We start from the raw sequence: 18,788 nt of genomic DNA, 5'->3' as shown, positions 1-18,788 counted from the left end.
TAAGGGCAGCGCCGCTCAGCCAGTGACCGGACCAATGACGGAGGCCGCGCTGGCGACATGACGGCGACGGGATCGTTTTCGCCTCTCCGGCCACGCCGTTTTCTGGTAAACGTTTTCTCCACATGCAGGATATTTTTCTAGCGCAAACCGCAACGCGCTGCTAGTGAGAGATTTTATTGACATAACGTTTTCTGGGTAAGCGACTTGGACGCAGATTCTGCCGATTATTCCACTCGTGATCTGCTCGCGATGGAACGGCAAGGACGTATCAGAGGCATGATCGCAACGATGGGCTGAGTTTCTTCGCGCGAACTGGCCTCCCGTTTCTATGTGTCGGAAGATACGATTCGACGCGACCTGCGCGCGCTCAATCGCACCGGCGCGGTGCTGAAGGTCTATGGGGGAGCGGTTCGCGCTGGGACCGCCGATCCACCTTCATCCCCCCCGCGACGAGCAGCCGGAGGCGCTCTCGTCGACGTAACCCTTCGGCTTATTGGTCCAAGTCAGAGTATCTACCTGGATGAGAGCGACGAGAGCGTTGCCGTCGCCGGGGCCTTGTCTCCCGATCTTGATCTTACGATCACGACGAATAGCAGCCGTGTGCTCCATGTCCTGCCTGCACGGACTCGTGAGGTGATCGTCCTCGGGGGAGTCTTTGATTTTGAACGCTCTGCAACTTTCGGCAGCGCCCCGATCGGAATGGTGCGCAACCTACGTTTCGATCTTCTTGTCGTCGGCGACTGCGTCGTCGACATTAAGCGCGGACTTGCCGCGGCGAACTTGCAGATGGCCGAGCTCAAATCGGCGGCGGCCGAGCGCTCAAATGCCATCGCTCTGCTGAGAACCGGCACCGCGTTTGGCGCGGCGCCCTTCGCGATCGCCCCGATACACAAGATCAAGCATATCGTCAGCACGCACGCGCCGGACGAACGCATGCTTGGTCCGCTATCTGATCGGGGCATTGGTATCGAGACCGTCTACGAGGGTAACTGAGCATGGTCTCGATCCCAGTAAGGGTGAGGGCCATAGACGTTTGCTAAATAGTCTATAAACGCACGGACCTTTGACGGAAGGAACTGCCGGGTCGGATAGACCGCAGAGACGGTGATGTTGTGCGATCCCTTGACCTCGGGGAGCACGCGAACGAGCCTGCCAGTGCGCAGTTCCTCGCCGATATCCCAGGTCGATCTGAGAGCGATGCCGATCCCTGCGATTGCCGCCTCGCGCACGACTTCGCTGGAATTCGTGATCAGGCCGCCCTCTGGCCTCACGACGAAGCCGCCGTGAGGCCCGACGAGTCTCCAGGGGTCGCCATTTTGCGAGGGAAGGCAACAGTGGCTTTGTAGATCGTCAATCGTCAGTGGAGCACCGTGTGTGGCTATGTAGTCCGGAGAGGCGCAGAGGATCCTGTGCACAGATGCCAGACGGCGCGCAACGAGACTGGAGTCACTCAGCTCGCCAACGCGGATCGCCAAGTCGTAGCCTTCCGCAATCAGATTCGAGAACCCATCGTTCAGCGTCAGTTCAACGACGATCTTCGGATGCTCGTCCATGAAGCCCTTCAAATGCGGAGCGACGTGCATTCGGCCGAAAGATGTCGGAGCCGATAGCCGCAACGTGCCGCTCAAGTCCGTAGCGCGCCAGGAAATGTAAAACTCTGCCTCTTCGATCCCCGCCAATATATTGATGACCCGCTCGTAAAAACCGCGACCGGCTTCCGTCAGTGTCATCTGCCGTGTCGTTCTCTGCAGAAGCCTCGCGCCGAGCCGGTCTTCCAGCCGTTTGATGCGCTTGGATACGACTGCAGGCGAGAATCCCAGCAATTTGCCCGTTAGCGACATGCTGCCGGTCGCCACGACTTTCGCGAAAACCTCAAGATCGCCCAAGTTGGTCATGCCCATTCTTTCCGGAAATGTCATATGTCTTTAGCGTTTGCGCCAAATCGAAAAAGATAGTAAACGTTTTCTCGAGTAAAGAGGAGCGCTTTTTGCGCTGGGGAAATGTCACAGGCATCTATTTCTTTCCTGCCGCCGAAACAGCATATCCTGGCCAGGCGAGAGACGATTATCGCGGATCTTGAAGAGCTGTTGACACCGTCTTGTGTGATCAGCGACGCGCGCGAACTCGTACCGTTCGAGACGGACGCCTTCATAGCCTACCGGCGACTGCCGCTGGCGGTCGTTCTGCCGGAAACCACCGCGCAGGTATCGAGAGTCGTGGCCTATTGCCAGGCCAACGAGATTCCGATCATTCCGCGCGGGGCAGGGACCTCGCTTTGCGGCGGAGCCATTCCGCAGGAAGATGCCGTCGTTGTCGGCTTGTCGAAAATGTCGAAGATCCTGGAAGTCGATCTCGAAAACCGCACGGCGACCGTCCAGGCCGGCGTGACCAATCTGAATATTTCGAATGCGGTCGCAGGCCACCGTCTATTTTATGCGCCCGACCCGAGCTCGCAGCTTGCCTGCACCATCGGCGGCAATATCGGCATGAATTCCGGCGGAGCGCATTGCCTCAAATATGGCGTAACCACGAATAACCTTCTCGGGCTGACCATGGTAATGTTCGACGGGACAATCGTCGAAATTGGTGGAAAGGCGCTGGATGGTGCGGGCTATGACCTTCTCGGGGTCATCTGCGGATCGGAAGGCCAGCTTGGCATCGTTACCGAGGCAACGGTTCGCCTGATCGCTTCGCCGGAAGGATCACGTCCTGTCCTGTTCGGCTTCGACACATCCGAACAGGCGGGCTCCTGTGTCGCGGGCATCATCGCGGCAGGCATCATTCCGGTCGCCATCGAGTTCATGGACAAGCAAGCGATCGAAATCTGCGAAGCCTTTGCGCATGCCGGCTACCCCATGGATGTCGGTGCCCTTCTGATCATCGAGGTCGAGGGCTCCGACACGGAAATGGACGCCGTCCTTGCTGATATCATCGCCATCGCGCGTCACCATGACGTCAGGATCATCAGGGAGAGCCAGTCGGCTGCGGAGGCCGCGCTGATCTGGAAGGGTCGCAAGTCGGCTTTCGGTGCGACCGGGCGTATTGCAGATTACATTTGCATGGATGGCACGGTGCCGCTCGGCCAACTCTCTCATGTGCTTAAAATGACGTCCGAAATCATTGATAGATTCGGGCTTCGCGTCGCCAACGTCTTTCACGCCGGCGACGGCAATATGCATCCATTGATCCTCTACAACATCAATGACCCCGAAGATGCTGCTCGAGCGGAAGAGGCGGGAAACGAGATTCTCAAGCTTTGCGTCGATGCCGGTGGCTGCCTGACTGGTGAGCACGGCGTTGGTCTCGAAAAGCGCGACCTCATGCGTCATCAGTTCTCCGATGCCGACCTCAAGCAGCAGATGGCCGTCCGCCGGGCCTTCGATCCTGCCTGGATCCTCAATCCTTCGAAGGTCTTTCCCTTGGAATGCCGAGACGTCGCATGATCCTTTCTCCCGCGTCCGAAGACGAAGCATGCGAACTGGTCCGCGCGCGTTCGGCCAGCCGTTCTCCTGTCCGGATCATAGGCGCCAACACGCGTTCGGCGATCGATCCGACCGATGGTGACCTTCTCGCCACGACGGAGCTTACCGGCATTGTCGATTATGACCCTTCGGAAATGGTAATGACAGCCAGAGCCGGCACCGCGCTTGCCGACATCGAGGCGGCTGTATCGGAAAAAGGCCAATTTCTGGCATTTGAGCCGATCGACCTCGGTCCCGTCCTGGGGACGGCGGGCAGATCCACCATCGGCGGGGTAATGGCGACGAACAGCTCCGGGCCGGCGCGCTTCGTCAATGGTGCGGCGCGCGATCATCTGCTTGGTCTTCGCTTTATCAATGGGGCCGGCGAGATCATACGCGCCGGAGGGCGCGTCATGAAGAATGTGACAGGCCTCGATCTTCCGAAATTGCTTGCCGGATCGCGTGGAGAGCTCGGGCTGATTACCGAGGTCACGTTCAAGGTGCTCCCGAGACCGCAGACCTCCTCGACCCTCGTTCTTTCCTGTGACGACGATGCACACGCAGCAAAGGCAATGGCGGCCGCCCTTCGCCTGCCGCTGTCAGTATCGGGCGCAGCATTCGTCCCGGACGATCTCGCGGGTCGCGTCATGATCGGGAATTTGCCGGAGGAGGGCGCCGTTCTCCTTCGCATGGAAGGTTTGACCGCTTCTGTGAAAGAACGGGCCGAAAAGATGCGCATTGCGATGGCGCCGTTCGGCCCTGTCGCTATCGCTGATCATGAAGCCAGTATTACCATGTGGAACACAATACGTCATGCAATCCCCTTTTCCGTCGACCGCAAGTCATTCGTCTGGCGAATCTCCCTGCCGGCGATGTCGGCTCATCGTTTCGTCGCCGCCATTCGTCGAGAGGTAAAAGCAAACGTCTTCTACGATTGGCAGGGCTCTCTGGTCTGGATGGAGACAAGCGAAGGGCTCGACGCTCAACTAGTTCGGACGGAAATCGCCAAGGCGGGCGGCGGGCATGCTGTTCTGGTGAGGGCGAGATCGCGCTTGGATAGTCGTTCCTTCGATCCTCCGAGCCTACCTTTGCTGGCGCTCTCCCAGCGGATCAAGGCCGCGCTCGACCCGCAGACTATCTTCAACCCCACATTTTGACGAGCTACTGAGCGATGCGCACCAATTTCAGCGTCGAGCAACTATCAGATCCGGCAGTCGCCGAGTCGGAAGCTATTGTCCGCAAATGCGTCCACTGCGGCTTTTGCACGGCAACCTGTCCAACCTATGTGACACTCGGCAACGAACTCGACAGTCCGCGCGGACGCATCTACCTTATAAAGGACATGCTTGAAAACGGCCGCGCAGCTGACGAGAAAACCGTCACGCATATTGACCGCTGCCTTTCCTGCCTTGCCTGCACGACCACCTGTCCCTCCGGTGTCGATTACATGCATCTTATCGATCACGCCCGAATACATATCGAAAAAACGTACCGTCGGCCCATCTTCAGCCGCCTGCTGCGTAGCCTTGTCGCTTCCGTTCTTCCCTATCCCGGCCGATTCCGCGTCGCGCTGGCAATGGCCAAGTTTGCTCTTCCGCTCAGCGGTTTGTTCGACCGAATAGGCCCGTTGAAGCCGGTCGCCGCAATGTTGCGGCTTGCCACTGTTCCCAGGCGGAGCCGCTCGGCCTACCAACCGCCGGTGCGCGAGGTGATACCGACACGCGCCAAGGCAAGGGTCGCTATTCTTTCCGGTTGCGCCCAGTCGATCCTCGACCCCGGCATCAATATCGCGACCGCCTCGCTTCTCCAACGCCTGGAAATCGAACTGGTCTGGCCGAAAGGCGAGGGCTGCTGCGGAGCACTTGTCCATCACATGGGTAGGGAAGAAGCAGCCCTCGACGCGGCCCGCAGGAACATCGAAACATGGACGAATGAGATCGAAGCGAGGGGTCTCGACGCCATCATCGTGACGGCGTCCGGATGTGGCACGACCATCAAGGATTACGGCCACATGCTGCGCCACGACCCCGCTTACGCAGGCAAGGCAGCACGGATATCCGCGCTCGCCAAGGATATTACAGAGTTTCTGGCGAGCCTGGATCTTCCGAAGGCCGATCCGAAGAACCTCACCGTCGCCTATCATTCCGCGTGCTCCATGCAGCACGGCCAAAAGATCGTCGCGGCGCCGAAAATCCTGCTGAAGCAAGCTGGATTTGAGGTCCGTGAACCGGCGGAGGGACATTTGTGCTGCGGCTCGGCCGGAACGTACAATATTTTTCAGCCGGACATATCCGCCTCGCTGAAGGCGCGAAAGGTCAAGAACATCGAGGCGACAGGCCCCGACGTCATCGCCACGGGTAATATCGGCTGCATGACCCAATTGCGAAGCGGAACCGATATTCCGCTCGTTCACACAGTCGAACTGCTGAACTGGGCCTATGGGGGACAGGTACCACCTCCACTTGCCAAGCTGTCATCCACGACGACCTAGCTGCTGTTGGTGATTGCTGCCGCTCAATCCCGCGCCGGGATTGTCTGATAATCATCGCTATGCCGATGAGTTAAGCCTACTGCGCCGAAGAAATTGCCTTCAATCAAGCGTGGCCTGCGCCAAACGCATGCCTCTAATGCACAGCAATGCATTCAAATTAGGCGGAAAAATGCCTATATCTTCATCAACACCAAACGGAGATGATGAACATGAATATTCGCGAACGCGTGAAGAATTATGCCGCCAAGCGCCGGGCTATCCGCGAACTGAGTGCCCTTGACGACCATGCGCTGGCAGATGTCGGCCTGCTGCGGGAAGAAATCCGCGGCGCTGTGCAGGGCCGCTGATCTCAATCCCCTGATTTTCAAAAAACTCCGCTTCGGTGGAGTTTTTCGTGCCGCTACGAGCGCTGAGCGAAGAGCTGCTGGGCTGCCGTCGTTCCGGATCCGAGTGCGACGGGATAACCAAGCTCGTTCATTGCCATTTCGATCGTCGCCAAGCCGCCGAGGATCATCGTATCGGTAATCGAGCCGAGGTGGCCGATGCGGAACGCCTTGCCGTTCATCTGACCGAGGCCGATCCCGAAGGAAACGTTATACTTCTTGAGCACTAGATCGGTCAGAACATTGCTGTCGAAGCCCGCCGGCACGTAGACGGCGCTGATCGTGTCAGAGTGATGCGGCGCAGACTTCGAGCAAAGCTCCAGGCCCCAGCCGGAAACGGCCGCCCGCACTGCGTCCGCCGCCCGTCGATGGCGTGCAAAAACTCGATCGAGGCCTTCCTCGCTCAACATATCGAGGCTCTCCCGGAGGCCATAGAAATGTTGAAGAGCAGGTGTATAGGGGTAGCCCCCTGCCTTGTTGGCTTTCAGCATTTCCTGAAAATCGAAGAAGCAGCGGGCCGTCTTCGACACGCGCGAGAGTTCAAGCGCCTTTTCGCTGGCGGCCACCAGCGCGAGGCCTGCCGGAAGCATGAAGCCTTTCTGCGAGCCCGACACGGCAACATCCACGCCCCAGGCATCCATTTCAAAATTCATCGATGCGATCGAGGACACGCCGTCCGCAAGCAGGAGCGCCCCGTGCCCCGCCCGATCGAGTGCCTGTCTGACCGCGGCAATGTCGCTGCGCACGCCCGTTGCGGTTTCGTTATGCGTGACCAGAACGGCCTTGATTGCGCCCGCCTTGTCGGCCGCAAGCCGCTCTGCAAATGTTTCTGCCGGTGCCGGATTGCCCCATTCGGATTCGATTACCTCCACATCGAGGCCGTGCCGCTGGCACATGTCGATCCATCGGTGGGAAAACACGCCGTGGCGCGCTGCCAGGACCTTGTCGCCCGGTGCCAGAGTGTTCTCGATCGCTGCCTCCCAGCCGCCGGTGCCGGTGGAGGGAAAGGCGAACACGGTGCCCTTGCTGGTCTTGAAGATCGTCTTGAGATCCTGAAGGACGCTCCCGAACAATTCGCTGAACTTCGGAGAGCGATGGTCTACCGTCTGCCGGTTCATCGCATTGCGGATGCGGTCGGGAATGTTTGTAGGCCCGGGAATGAAGATCGGATTTTGGTCGGTCACGTATAATCCTCCTCTGGAGTGCGTGACAATACGTGATCGATCAGCCAAGGCTATTTTATATTTTTTCTTATCCGAAGCTAAAAAATAAAGCGCAAACATATGAAATCAAACGTATATATTATCCCACCAATGATACTTTCTTAAACCGAAATGGTTCTTCTGCAAAACTGTTAAAAATGATGGGACCATCATGAAAAATCCGCGAGGGCGCCCGCGCAGCAAGCAGGTTGATCTGAGCATGACCGGTCGGACCATGGCCGACCATGCGATCGACGTCATGGAAGCTGTCTCAAGCTTTGGCCCTATCTCGCTGCGCGACTTGACGACGAAAATGAAGGTTCCGGCTTCGACCGCTCATCGGTTTCTCCTCATCCTGGAGGCGCGGGGATTTTTATCGATGGACCCGGTGAGCCAGAAATGGGAGATCGGCGTTCGCGCGTTCCAGGTGGGCAACGCCTATCTGCGCTGTACCGGCCTTGCGGAGATGGCGCGCGCCTATCTCGCCACGATCGGCGCGGCATCCGGTGAAACCGCGAACCTTTCAATCCGGCAGGGAGATCGGATGATCGTCATTGCGCAGGTCGAAAGCCACAATCCGCTGCGCGCTTTCTTCCGGCTCGGATCGCAGATCCCGATCTATTGCTCGGCTGCCGGCAAAGCTGTTCTTGCGCATTTGCGGGATGATGAAGTCGATGCGATGTTCGAGAAGACGGTTCTTGCAAGGCTCACCGATCGAACGATCGTATCCTTGCCGTTTCTGCGCATGCAACTGAACGAGATCAGGGCGCGCGGCTGGGCACTCGACGACGAAGAACAGGTCGCGGGTATGCGCTGCGTCGCCGCCCCGATCATGGACAAGGATGGCCTGCCGGTCGCGGCACTGTCGCTGACAGGACCGAAGAGCCGCTTTGATGCGTCCTCGCTCAAGGGACTGAGCGTTTTGGTGATAGACGCCGCGCGGGGCGTATCTGATGCAATACGCGGCCGATGATGATCGCCGCTGGCGGTTCAACCAACGTCCAGAGAAGAGAAGCAACCTCGACAACCCGGAGCCTGAGGTGCAGCCTGTCGCCCGCGGCATATTCCATCGTGTCGAAGGCGTTCAGATCCGGCCGGAAGGTACGGTTCCCAATCCGTGATCATGTTCAGCACCGTCGACTTTCCGCATCAAAACGGAGCGGCCTGGACGGCGGGACGCGTTCTCGATATTCAGGTTCGCTTCTGAAATCACGCCGACGAAGCCGAAATTCTTGCGATTTTAGTCAAAGGCCAGCCAGACCGGCCTGTTATATACGTGAAAGGGAAGACACGGACGCCTCCTAGTCGGTGTCAAATCCCGGTAAGAGCAACCGCGCCGCCCGGCGTGTCGGGATAGTAGACGTTTGTCGTCCAGATGATCTTGTCGAGGTTAAGCTCGACGAGCCCGTTATCGACGAACACCTCGAGCGTAAACGTCCCGAGATCACCGGCCTCGATATCATAATCATGCGCGAACTCGTTCATGTCGCCGTAGGCGTCGCGAACCTGGCGGATGCGTGTGCGCCCATTCTCGTCGCGAAGGAATGTGAACTGCGGACGGTCGGCACTGAACAGGCTCAGGGCCACCTGTGAGCCTGGCGCAAGCGAAACCGTCTTTTCGAGATGATAGGTTCCGGAAGCCGGCTGCGCTTGCCCGGAAGACAGGTCGATCGTCGGGAACGCACCCGAGACGGCGTCCGGCACGAAGGACCCAAGACGCAGGCCGTCCGGTGTTTCCACCAGGCGGAGGTGGCGGGGCAGCGACATCAGCCCACTGAATTCCTCCATCGGCGTCTGTTGGGAATATTTCCAGTTGTTCGACCAGGCGAGCGAAAGCGGCGCATCCTTATGGGCTCCGAAAAAGCTCTGAGCCGCGTAATAGTCGCGGCCGTAGTCGAGCCACAACTCCGTCTCTCGTGGGTTCGAATTCGTGAAGGTTTTGCCGTCGAACTGGCCGATGAAATACATCGTGCCGGACCCCGGAGCATAGGCCTCATCACCGATACCGGCGACCAAGATCCAATGCTTGCTGCCATCGGGCGCGACCATCGGCAGGAGATCGGGGCATTCCCACGGGCCACTGCCGTGACGGCCGTCTTCGTTACCGAATTCGCTCTCGAAGGTCCAGTTGTTTAAGTCTACTGACGAATGGAAGCCGATCGACTGTCCGACCGTTTCACCATGCGCGAGTGCCATGATCCAACGGCCGCTTTCTCCATGCCAGAATACTTTCGGGTCGCGGAAGCATCCGAGGCCTGAATTCTTGATGACCGGGTTACTTGGCTCCTTCTCAAATTTCGAAAGCGAGCGGTCGGCATGAACGAGAGATTGCTGCTGAAAATCCCTACCAGCTTCATCAAAGCGATGCGACGTGTAGATCAGCTTGATCTGGCCCTCTTCTGTTTCGACCGCGCAGCCGGAGAAACATGTGCCGTTCTCATCAGGAAACAGCGCGACCTCGTGTTGGATCCAGTTTACCAAGTCACGCGAACTGGCATGGCCCCAATGCATCGGCCCGTGACGGATGCTGTTCGGATCGTGCTGGTAGAAAGCGTGGTACACGCCATCGACGCAAATCAACCCGTTCGGATCGTTGATCCACCCGTACTTCGCCGTCAGGTGCAGTTTTGGACGAAATTTCTCGCTGAGTGACGTTGACATATTTATCCTTTCGCAAAGCAAATGACGGGGAGGGTCATCATGGCAGCTGCCTGAATTTCGGAATTTCAAGCCGCGATCGGCACTTCAAAATGTTCGCATCATCCGGAAGACCGGTGGCGGGGCTAAAGCGTCGGTCCGGAAAATGGATCAAGGTCTATTGTGTTCTCGCCATCAACCAATCGAGCGCGACCGCCATTCCACCTTCGTCTGCATGCGGGCCAATAAAATGAGCAAAATCCCTGATCTCGATAATCGCGTTCGCCACGGTAACCGGCGTACCGGCCCATCGTAGCAGACTGAGGTCGTTTTCGGCGTCGCCCGCGGCAGCGCAGAGTTTCGGATCGAGTTTCAGGCGGTCGGCAAGCTGCCGTGCGGCTGTGCCCTTCGAGACGCCTGTCGGAGTAATTTCGAGAAGCCTCCAATTCGAGCCTGTCATCTCGCATAGCGGCAAAAAGCGCGCCCGAAGGGCATCGAAGCCTCCCCCTTCGGGCAAGGGACGCGCACACATGATCTTGAAAGGCTGACCGGGAAGGTCATTGAGGTCAGCCACCTCACAAACGCTCTCGCCGGTGATTGCGGCCTCCCGCCGAACGAGAGGCGAGTTGTCCAGCGTATAGATGGCATCATCGCGATACCACATGCTTGCTATTCCAAGACGACGGGTCTCCGCCATCACTGATAATGCAATCCGCCGTGCGATCTTAGCCTCCGAGATCGCCGCCTGTTCCAATGGTCTTCCGATCCATCCGCCGTTGAAACAGATAGCATAGTCGATACCGAGCGCACGGCAAATCGGCGCAACGCCATTCGGCGAACGCGCCGTCGCGAGAATGGCCTGGATACCGCGTCTGCGGGCCTTAAAAAAACCACGCACGACCGGCTCGGGAAGATCGTAGTCAGCGGTTAAAAGGGTTCGATCAACATCTGAAAAGAGGGTTGAGATCATGTTAGCCACGTTATCGGGGTGGGGGTCCGAGCATGCCTATGCTGCCACAGTTGTAAGTACAAGCGAAAACGTTTACCAGATCCAACCCTTTGCGCGGGGACACCTGAGCGAGAACGAATACAACAGTATGAGATTTCTAAGGATTTTCGTACTGCCAGCCCCGAATAATGGTAAACGTTTTCTTGTGGGAATTGCGGGCCCGGACATCGGAACCGACCTCGGGGTCGCCGCTGGTTCTGATCCCTTCAACCGCACGAAGGAGAACCGGACAACCTAAACTCACATCATGCCAGGCACGAGATCACAGGTTACGCTTCCGCCCGTGCGGCTGAGCGCGGAATTCTCCCCAGTTCATCGAAAGACGCCAAATCGTTTACGCCTGCGTTGTTCTTCGCGCGAGCCGCGGCTCCGTCAGCGCCTAGCTTTCGTTTTCTGTTTTCAGGGCATGCTTGACGCGGAGGATCGTGATCGCAACAGCTCCCACCACCACTGGAACGGCAACAAGCATGATCACGGGATCGAAATGGTACCCGGCGTGGTCAGCAGTCTCATATATAAATTTCATCAAGCTCAGCAAATAGTAGCTAATCGCGATGATCGAAAAGCCTTCGACCGCGCGCTGGATCTTGACTTGTGTCGCAGCGCGATCTGCCATCGCCTGGATCTGTGTAGCGTTCTGGAACTCAATCTCGACCTGAATCCGGGTTTGCAGCAGGTCGAGCAGGTGCATCGTCGCTCTTGATAGGTACTCAAGCCTCAAGGACGTTGCTTCGCAACTGCGAACCGCAGGCTTGAATCGCCGCTCTACGAAGGTACCGAAACGTTGGAAGCCGGCGACACGGGTTTCCCGCAACAGGGCTATCCTCTCTTCGACGATTTTGGCGTAGGCAGCGGTCGCCCCGAACCTGTTTCTGGTTTCGGCAGTGGCCGAAATGATATGCGACGATAGGACGGTGATCTCCTCAAGCAACTGCTTGTGCTGATGAGCAGAGGTTCTCAAGTTGCGGTCGGTCAGCTGAACGAGTTCCGCATCGTACCCGCCGAGAAGCGGGGCGAGACGTCGCGCCTCCGGCAGCGCAAGCAGCGCCATCGACCTATAAGTTTCGATCTCAAAGATGCGGCGCACCATACGCCCCAGGCGATGCGCATTCAGGTCCTTGTTGAAGAGGATGATCCTGCTTGAGTTATCCCCTCGAACTCGGAAGTCCGAGCAGACCTGCGCCGATCCACCACCGATCGACGAGGCGGCGGTATCGCCGAAATCGAAGGTTTTCAAAACCGGTTCCAGTTGGTCAGGAGGGTTGCCCAGGACAAGGATACTGGCGTGGCAAACAAGTCGAGGAGAGCTCAATCCTGCGAGCCGCGCAAAATCGTCTTCCGCGAGATCCGGTTCGGGCCAACGCTCTGGTTCCGAGGCTAATTGTCGGACGCGTGTGACCGTCACGAACTCGGTATGCCGTTCGACCCGGACCGAAATCTCACCTTCGGATTTGAGGCTGTCGTGGAACTCCTTGATCGTTCCATCTAACGGCATGAATGCAACGTGCTCGACGATCGCGGGACCGATAAAATAAATCGACGGGCGCGCGTGAAGCTCGGAGTTGAAGTCTCCTGGCTGCGGGCCAAAATCAGTTGGGCCAGAGACAGGTGGTGTGGGGCCAGACATTGTCGATGAAACCGTTTCTCCCGCGTGAATTAAAGTCACGGCCATCTCCCGTAGTCGCCAAGATAGGGCCGCCTGCTAAGCGCCGTACGCCCCCGCCACAAGGTATGACGTATGATCCAAGTGGAGGCAAGTGCGGCACTAAGATGTTGCGAATCTTATAAAATAACAAACTTGATGCCCTCTGGTTGATGCCACTGAAGAGCAGATAATTGCGGTGCTGAAGGAGCAGGAGGCTGGTGCGAAGGCGGCCGATCTCTGCCGCAAGCACGGGATTTCGGAAGCCACGTTTTACAATTGGAAAGCCAAATACGGCGGCATGGAGGTCTCTGAGGCGAAGCGGCTGAAGGCGCTTGAAGATGAGAATGCCAGGCTGAAGAAGCTCCTGGCCGAGCAGATGTTGGACGCCGCAGCACTGCGCGAGTTTCTTTCAAAAAAATGGTAGGGCCTGCCGCCAAGCGTGAAGCCGTCACCCATCTGAAGACCATCATGAGTCTTTCGGAACGGCGGGCCTGCCAGATCATATCCGCCGACCGCAAGACGAGCCGCTACCAGTCGAACCGACCACCGGAGACCGAGTTGCGAGCAAAGTCGCGCGACCTCGCCAATGAGCGGCGGCGTTTCGGCTACCGTCGGCTGTTCATCCTGCTTCGGCGGGATGGAGAGCCGTCCGGCGTCAATCGCATCTACCCCCTGGCCGGTAGGTGATTGCATGCAATCACCGTTAGGCGTCTTTACCGCGAGGAAGGGCTTTCCGTTCGCAAGCGAAAGGCCCGGCGGCGTGCTGTCGGCACGCGTGCACCGATTCTGGTCGAGGCGAAAGCCAATGCCCGCTGGTCGCTGGATTTCGTCCATGACCAGTTCGCCTGTGGCAGACGATTCCGGGTCCTCAATGTCGTTGATGACGTGACGCGCGAATGCGTTTCCGCCGGTTGCTCACACCGCGCCACTTGGCGTATTCAAAACCGCCGAAGCTCTAATCGCCGCCGGATGAAAATTCAGTGGCAGGTCACAGGTCTCATTATCGAAAATGAAGCGGGTTCGCTTGTGGCTTTGGAAGTCAAAGCATCCGCAACAGTCTCTGCAGCGGATTTCAGAGGTCTGCGAAAGGTGGCGCAGGCTGCAGGCAGCGATTTCCGTTTAGGCCTTGTGCTCTATGACGGTGAAACAGTTCTCCCATTCGGCGACGGTTTCTTAGCGGCACCCCTTTCATGCCTTTGGGGCTAACCGGCATCGAAGTGTCAAACAGCCGGATTTGAAGTTCGATTCCCATCAACTGCAGTCAGACGTCGGAAGACGGAATCTCAGCGTGATGCGTGCTAACCCAATTCCAGAATGACCGGCGGCGACATTGGATAGGCCCAACTGGTTGACGTGCTGGCGCCAGCTTTCAGGTGCTTATCTGTTGGATCTGCATGTCCGCAGAAGGCTCGGCAATGACGGCTTGATTCCGGCCACGCTGCTTGGCGCGATAAAGCGCGCGATCGGCTTCGAGCAACAGCGCCTCCGGGGAGATATTTTGATCCGGTGTCGCCAGCGCAATGCCGACGCTGATCGTTACCTGCCCGAAGGGCGACCCCTCATGCGCCAGCTTGACGGCCGCCATTGCCGAACAGAGGGCCTGTCCGATGACGGGCGCGTTGCCGGCTGAGGCAATCCGCGCGATGATAGCGAATTCCTCTCCGCCATAACGGGCAACGAGGTCCTGTTTGCTGCGCGTATTGCGTTCCAGCACCCCGGCGATTTCCTTCAGGCAGGCGTCTCCCGCCGGATGGCCGTATCGGTCGTTGTAGCCCTTGAACCAATCGGCATCCACCATGGCAAGCATCAGCAGGTCCTGACCCTGCCCAAGCCCGGCGAGCTCGCTTGCGAGAACCTCGTCGAAGCGACGCCGGTTGGCCACGCCCGTCATCTCGTCCGTCTGGCTGATCGTCAGGAGCCTCTGATTGAGCCGCTCCAGCTCGGACGTTCGATCCCGTATCTTCCCCTCAAGCGCTTCATGGGCGGCGTGAACGCGGGCGGCCATCGAGGCAAAATCGCGGGCAAGCTCGCCGATCTCGTCGTCGGAGTGCGTGGGCAGGGCGTCATTGGCAACGGTAACGCCGGAACGGCCGACCAGCTGCGTGGCGTGGATCAATCGCACCAGCGGTTCGGCGACCTGCTTCTGCAGGATCGAACGGAGGATGAAAAGTTCGACGAACAGGGTCAGCAGCCCGACCGCGATGACGATCCCGAGATTGGTGAGGATGGCGGATCGCATCAGAGATTTCGGATAGTGGACGGCGAGCACCCAGGGCGTATCCGGGATCCGGCCGACGGCGGCAATTTCACCAGCGCTGTCGATGAGCGACACCGAACCTGCTTCGATCGACTGGCTTGCCTTCAGCAAAGGCTGGTAGTCGGCGATTTCAAGAGAGGAAATCGAGGCTTCCCCGGCGCTGGCAGTGATCTTATCGGCGTATTTGCCGTCGAAGATCAACGTGCCCTGAGTATCGGCGGCAAAGATCGTCGCCCGGGCGCCCGGCAGTGTCGGGCTGGCGGTTCGTTTCATCAGATCGTCAAGCAGTACGTCGACACAGGCCATGATGCGATGTTTGCCCGAAGCGTCAGGCGCGTCGGGCGTCGCGATCGTCGTCATCCACGCATTGTTGGAGGGATCCCAATAGATGCGCGTGAAGAAAGTATCGTTTTGCGGCCCGCCGAACCCGCGGGAGTAAAATTCGAAGGTCTCGAGCTTCAGTGCATCCGGGCCTTCATATTGGAATACCTTGGCGATGTCGGCAGCCTGATAGATCGGGAAACCTTTTTCCGGCACCACGCCGTAGAAATTGAAGAGGCGGCCTTTGGTGGCAGAACCGAATTGGTAAGAGAGCAGATACGACAGCGCAAACCGTGTCTTGACGTCCTCATCCGGCGTCACGTCAGGCGCGTAAGTCGCCGACATGCCGGGAAACCTGCGCCCATCAGGCAACGGCTCGCCTTCGAACAATCCCGGGCGCTGGGTATAGGATCCGTCCTCATGGCGATAGAAAATATGGTCGAAATCGAGTGCCAATGATTGCCGGGCTTCCGCTGCCGCGTAGATCCGGTCGAACTCGGCCAGGAAATTCTTTTCGAGATCCTTCACCTCGCGGAATGGCAGAGACTCGCGCTGCAAGGCCTGTTCGGTGGAAAGCGAGAGCTGCTTGCGCACCGACTGCTCAAGTGCTGCATGATTGATGAAATAGGACACGCCGCCCGCACAGGCGCAGACGAGCGCGATGCGCAGTGCCGCAAGCCGCAATGCCCGCGACGCCAGCGTATGGCGTGTTTTCCGGTTCACCTTCGGTCTGAAGACGATCTTTAATAACGCGCTGATGCCGATGCTGCTCATTTCAGCGCTCCAGCCTGCGAGATCGACCATCCCTTTACACCGATCGCTCGCGTGTCAATAACCAGAAAACTGCTCAAGATCATGCATTTACCTCAGTCGTTGGAAGCAAACCTGTCCGGCTTCCCCCTCGAGGACAGCATCAAGACGTCGTGCATGGATGGGCATCGAGGGAAAGCGCCACAATTCATTCGTGACGTGATGAGTTCGGCAGCGGCGCCGAAGCTCGTCGGCACACCGAGACAGTGCTCGATAGACAGGAGCGATAAAGGCGTGGCGAGATGTTAACAAAGGGTGCTTTAACTAAAGCGCGAGCGAAATTGCCTGCGCGATTCGGATAGAGTTCGGGAAAAACGGATCAACGTTGCTCCATCGGCCGCCCGCGTCGGTCACGGGCCGTCACCTTGGTCGGCAAGACGGTACTGCAGGGTGGCTGCGCTGCTCGTCGTCGCCCCGGTTTCACAGATCATCGCGGTCGTCAGGCCGATACCATCTACGCTGACAAGGCCATTCAAGCGATGAAAGAAGGTCATTGCCGTGCGTATCGCCTCGTCGTTCGCCTCGGCGCAGCCATCGTACCAGCTGAAGATCTAGGGAGCGGGCAAGTGCAAGATCGGTGGAATGCATTCATGCCCTATCCGACTGTCAATGTCGGGCATGCGGCCACCGGCCCGCTCTCTGGCTTTCGCCTGGCAGTAAAGGATCTTTTCGACGTTGCCGGTTATCCCACAGCTGCCGGCAATGCCACGATACTCGCTGCCTCAGGTATCAAGACGTCAACGGCGCCTTTGGTCCGGACGCTGCTAGATGCCGGCGCTTGTTTCGTCGGCAAAACCAATACGGATGAGCTCGCCTATTCGCTTGTCGGCGGTAACATCCACTTCGGCATGCCGATCAATCCCGGCAATCCCGACCTCATTCCCGGCGGATCCTCGTCGGGCTCGGCCGTCGCGGTCGCGGCCGGCCTCGCGGATATCGGGCTTGGAACAGACACGTCCGGCTCCATCCGGCTGCCCGCCGCCGTCAACGGCCTCGTCGGCTGGCGGCCGACACATGGAAGCCTTGACACCCGCAGGCTGCGTCCACTGGCGCCAAGCTTCGATGTACCGGGGTTCATGACGAGAAGCCTCGAACCAATCGCAGAGGTGATGAGTACCCTCGGCATGCCCGCGACAAACGAGCACCCCTTATCTATTCTCATCGTCGAGGATATCTTCGAAACCCTCGACGATGCGGTCGCCGACGAGATGATCGTCAGCCTTCGGTCGGCGGCCATGTCTGTCCGCAGGATAGATACGATCTCCTCCTTCAGCCTCGCGGATCTTTCTCTGGCATTCACCACCATCCTCCAAAGTGAGGCCTGGGAAAGCAACAAAACGCTCTTCGAGCGGAGCCCTGAGGCCATTGCGCCCGATATTGCCGCGCGTCTTCTATCGGGGTCTCGCCTGGACGACGGGGAGGTGCGTGAAGCACGCGGGATCGCCAAACTCTTTTCCGAAGAGATCGACCGATTGCTTTGCGAAAAAGCGGTCGTGGCTCTTCCGACATTGGCAATGAGCCCGCCAACGCGCGATGCCACGCCGGAAAGCTTCGCTGCATTTCGTTCCGCCTGCATCAAACTTCTGTGCCTCTCAGGCCTTAGCGGCTGCCCGCAACTGGTGTTTCCGATTCCCGGTTCTGGCAGAAGGATTTCAGTCTCTTTGATAGGTGCCAGGCGCACCGACAAAATGCTGGTGAATGTGGCGAAGCAGCGGTGGTTCGAATGAAAAGCAAATGCCTCATCAGAGAGAAACGGACGGGACGCCGCCCGTTCGAGAACATCGGAAAGCGTAAGAGCAGCCGAATAGATACCTCGCTAACATAGCAGCTTGATAATGAGATATCTGGTGTCACAAATTCCCAGGTCGTTGGTTCGAGTTCGTTCAACTGCAAAAACGATTGTGGGATGGCAGAGTAGCCGCTCAGCTTGCCATCACTGTGCGAGGTAGCCCTAAGATCGGCACATTCAAATCATTCGCCGAACAGGATGGCGCCATAGTCGGTGGCGCTATGCAAGATATGGATAATGACTACCTTCGCAGTTTCGACGCGGTAGAAGATCAGGTAGTTGCCATGAACACGACGACGAATACCATGGTGCTCGTAGCGAGGGATGAGGGCGAAGCCGTTCGGACTATCAACTAGATCCACACATTTGCTCCGCAGCTCCCGGATAAATGACAGGGCGCGCAACGGATTGTGCTCAGCGATATAATCGGCGATCTGCTCAAGGTCGTTTTCTGCCTCGCTTGAGAACTCAAGGATCATGCCGATTTTTCGGCCTTGTCAGCCATCGCACGGTATTTGGCGTCGAGACGGTCGAAGACATCGCTCGCCGGCTTCGTCCGACCAGCGTCCGCATCGGCAATGCCGCGCATGATGGAGGCGTCCAGCGCGGCGAGCCGGGTCTCGCGGTCCTGGATCAGTCGCACACCTTCACGCAGGACTTCGCTTTTCGAGCCATAGCGACCAGTATCGACGAGTTGCTGGATATAGCTTTCGAGCTGTTTTCCCAGTTCGGCACTGATCATACGGTCCTCCATCTGATGTTGGTAGGCAAGATAGGCTCTTT

General features: G+C 58.2%; 15 protein-coding genes and 2 pseudogenes. 9 read left to right on the top strand and 8 right to left on the bottom strand.

All coding sequences use genetic code 11. The annotated features are described in order from the left end of the window. Positions 1–309: 309 nt before the first annotated feature. Both ATY78_RS29050 and ATY78_RS11800 read left to right on the top strand, forming a co-directional pair. Positions 310–402: pseudogene (locus ATY78_RS29050) on the top strand (DeoR family transcriptional regulator); the annotation flags it as partial. Then, positions 385–993 (top strand): hypothetical protein, encoded by a 609-nt coding sequence (locus ATY78_RS11800; RefSeq protein ID WP_348626693.1) that lies wholly within the window; start codon positions 385–387, stop codon positions 991–993. The pseudogene ATY78_RS29050 and the gene ATY78_RS11800, both read left to right, overlap by 18 nt. Here the strand turns inward: ATY78_RS11800 and ATY78_RS11795 are convergent. Next, on the bottom strand, positions 978–1,895 hold the full coding sequence (locus ATY78_RS11795; RefSeq protein WP_088682506.1) for a LysR family transcriptional regulator: 918 nt from the start codon (positions 1,893–1,895) through the stop codon (positions 978–980). The genes ATY78_RS11800 and ATY78_RS11795 overlap by 16 nt on opposite strands. A gap of 105 nt (positions 1,896–2,000) precedes the next feature. On the opposite strand from ATY78_RS11795, the gene ATY78_RS11790 reads away from it, so the two are divergent. From ATY78_RS11790 to ATY78_RS11775, 4 genes are all read left to right on the top strand, one after another. Continuing rightward, positions 2,001–3,443, top strand: coding sequence for an FAD-linked oxidase C-terminal domain-containing protein (locus tag ATY78_RS11790; RefSeq protein WP_088682505.1), 1,443 nt, complete (start codon positions 2,001–2,003; stop codon positions 3,441–3,443). Then, positions 3,440–4,618 (top strand): glycolate oxidase subunit GlcE, encoded by a 1,179-nt coding sequence (gene glcE / locus ATY78_RS11785; protein ID WP_088682504.1) that lies wholly within the window; start codon positions 3,440–3,442, stop codon positions 4,616–4,618. Before ATY78_RS11790 ends, glcE begins: the two co-directional genes overlap by 4 nt. Positions 4,619–4,632: 14 nt before the next feature. Continuing rightward, complete coding sequence (gene glcF / locus ATY78_RS11780; protein ID WP_088682503.1) at positions 4,633–5,952, top strand: glycolate oxidase subunit GlcF; 1,320 nt, start codon at positions 4,633–4,635, stop codon at positions 5,950–5,952. Positions 5,953–6,161: 209 nt separating this feature from the next. Then, positions 6,162–6,299 (top strand): DUF1127 domain-containing protein, encoded by a 138-nt coding sequence (locus tag ATY78_RS11775; RefSeq protein WP_088682709.1) that lies wholly within the window; start codon positions 6,162–6,164, stop codon positions 6,297–6,299. A gap of 53 nt (positions 6,300–6,352) precedes the next feature. Here ATY78_RS11775 and ATY78_RS11770 read toward each other — a convergent pair whose 3' ends face one another. After that, the gene (locus ATY78_RS11770) at positions 6,353–7,519 is read right to left on the bottom strand and encodes an aminotransferase class V-fold PLP-dependent enzyme (RefSeq protein ID WP_088682502.1); all 1,167 of its coding nucleotides are present in this window, start codon (positions 7,517–7,519) and stop codon (positions 6,353–6,355) included. Between the two features lie 238 nt (positions 7,520–7,757). Here ATY78_RS11770 and ATY78_RS11765 point away from each other — a divergent pair, with 238 nt between their 5' ends. After that, a complete protein-coding gene (locus tag ATY78_RS11765; RefSeq protein ID WP_190237441.1) occupies positions 7,758–8,510 on the top strand; it encodes an IclR family transcriptional regulator in 753 nt (250 codons plus the stop codon). Between the two features lie 338 nt (positions 8,511–8,848). Here the strand turns inward: ATY78_RS11765 and ATY78_RS11760 are convergent, their stop codons facing one another. The 3 genes from ATY78_RS11760 to ATY78_RS11745 form a co-directional block, all read right to left on the bottom strand. Continuing rightward, complete coding sequence (locus ATY78_RS11760) at positions 8,849–10,198, bottom strand: glycoside hydrolase family 32 protein (protein WP_088682500.1); 1,350 nt, start codon at positions 10,196–10,198, stop codon at positions 8,849–8,851. A 154-nt stretch (positions 10,199–10,352) separates the two neighbouring features. After that, positions 10,353–11,144, bottom strand: a complete 792-nt coding sequence (locus tag ATY78_RS11755; RefSeq protein WP_088682499.1) for an HAD family hydrolase — start codon at positions 11,142–11,144, stop codon at positions 10,353–10,355. A gap of 418 nt (positions 11,145–11,562) precedes the next feature. Continuing rightward, positions 11,563–12,810 carry a DUF3422 domain-containing protein gene (locus ATY78_RS11745; protein ID WP_088682497.1) on the bottom strand — a complete coding sequence of 416 codons (1,248 nt, stop codon included), beginning with the start codon at positions 12,808–12,810 and terminating at the stop codon, positions 11,563–11,565. A gap of 181 nt (positions 12,811–12,991) precedes the next feature. On the opposite strand from ATY78_RS11745, the pseudogene ATY78_RS11740 reads away from it, so the two are divergent. Next, a pseudogene (locus ATY78_RS11740) lies at positions 12,992–13,737 on the top strand (transposase); the annotation flags it as partial. Positions 13,738–14,197: 460 nt separating this feature from the next. On the opposite strand, the gene ATY78_RS11735 reads toward ATY78_RS11740, so the two are convergent. Beyond that, a complete protein-coding gene (locus tag ATY78_RS11735; RefSeq protein ID WP_088682496.1) occupies positions 14,198–16,180 on the bottom strand; it encodes a diguanylate cyclase in 1,983 nt (660 codons plus the stop codon). Positions 16,181–16,782: 602 nt separating this feature from the next. Here ATY78_RS11735 and ATY78_RS11730 point away from each other — a divergent pair. Next, entirely contained in the window at positions 16,783–17,943 is a 1,161-nt protein-coding gene (locus ATY78_RS11730) for an amidase family protein (protein WP_088682495.1), read from the top strand. A gap of 244 nt (positions 17,944–18,187) precedes the next feature. On the opposite strand, the gene ATY78_RS11725 is transcribed toward ATY78_RS11730, so the two are convergent. Both ATY78_RS11725 and ATY78_RS11720 read right to left on the bottom strand, forming a co-directional pair. Continuing rightward, a complete protein-coding gene (locus ATY78_RS11725; protein WP_088682494.1) occupies positions 18,188–18,484 on the bottom strand; it encodes a type II toxin-antitoxin system RelE/ParE family toxin in 297 nt (98 codons plus the stop codon). Beyond that, positions 18,481–18,747 carry a type II toxin-antitoxin system ParD family antitoxin gene (locus ATY78_RS11720; protein ID WP_025418433.1) on the bottom strand — a complete coding sequence of 89 codons (267 nt, stop codon included), beginning with the start codon at positions 18,745–18,747 and terminating at the stop codon, positions 18,481–18,483. Before ATY78_RS11720 ends, ATY78_RS11725 begins: the two co-directional genes overlap by 4 nt. Positions 18,748–18,788: the final 41 nt, after the last annotated feature.

It is taken from the genome of Rhizobium sp. R635 (assembly GCF_002211285.1).
In the GTDB taxonomy this organism is placed as follows: Bacteria; Pseudomonadota; Alphaproteobacteria; order Rhizobiales; family Rhizobiaceae; genus Rhizobium.
Note: the sequence above shows the minus strand (reverse complement) of the source record. Positions and strands in the feature narration are given on the sequence as shown.

Excerpts from the sequence above, each read along its gene's own strand:
- ATY78_RS11795 (WP_088682506.1), bottom strand. The coding sequence starts at position 1,895 with ATGACCAACTTGGGCGATCTTGAGGTTTTCGCGAAAGTCGTGGCGACC.
- ATY78_RS11790 (WP_088682505.1), top strand. The coding sequence starts at position 2,001 with ATGTCACAGGCATCTATTTCTTTCCTGCCGCCGAAACAGCATATCCTG.
- glcE (WP_088682504.1), top strand. The coding sequence starts at position 3,440 with ATGATCCTTTCTCCCGCGTCCGAAGACGAAGCATGCGAACTGGTCCGC.
- glcF (WP_088682503.1), top strand. The coding sequence starts at position 4,633 with ATGCGCACCAATTTCAGCGTCGAGCAACTATCAGATCCGGCAGTCGCC.
- ATY78_RS11775 (WP_088682709.1), top strand. The coding sequence starts at position 6,162 with ATGAATATTCGCGAACGCGTGAAGAATTATGCCGCCAAGCGCCGGGCT.
- ATY78_RS11765 (WP_190237441.1), top strand. The coding sequence starts at position 7,758 with ATGACCGGTCGGACCATGGCCGACCATGCGATCGACGTCATGGAAGCT.
- ATY78_RS11760 (WP_088682500.1), bottom strand. The coding sequence starts at position 10,198 with ATGTCAACGTCACTCAGCGAGAAATTTCGTCCAAAACTGCACCTGACG.
- ATY78_RS11755 (WP_088682499.1), bottom strand. The coding sequence starts at position 11,144 with ATGATCTCAACCCTCTTTTCAGATGTTGATCGAACCCTTTTAACCGCT.
- ATY78_RS11745 (WP_088682497.1), bottom strand. The coding sequence starts at position 12,810 with ATGTCTGGCCCCACACCACCTGTCTCTGGCCCAACTGATTTTGGCCCG.
- ATY78_RS11735 (WP_088682496.1), bottom strand. The coding sequence starts at position 16,180 with ATGAGCAGCATCGGCATCAGCGCGTTATTAAAGATCGTCTTCAGACCG.
- ATY78_RS11725 (WP_088682494.1), bottom strand. The coding sequence starts at position 18,484 with ATGATCCTTGAGTTCTCAAGCGAGGCAGAAAACGACCTTGAGCAGATC.
- ATY78_RS11720 (WP_025418433.1), bottom strand. The coding sequence starts at position 18,747 with ATGATCAGTGCCGAACTGGGAAAACAGCTCGAAAGCTATATCCAGCAA.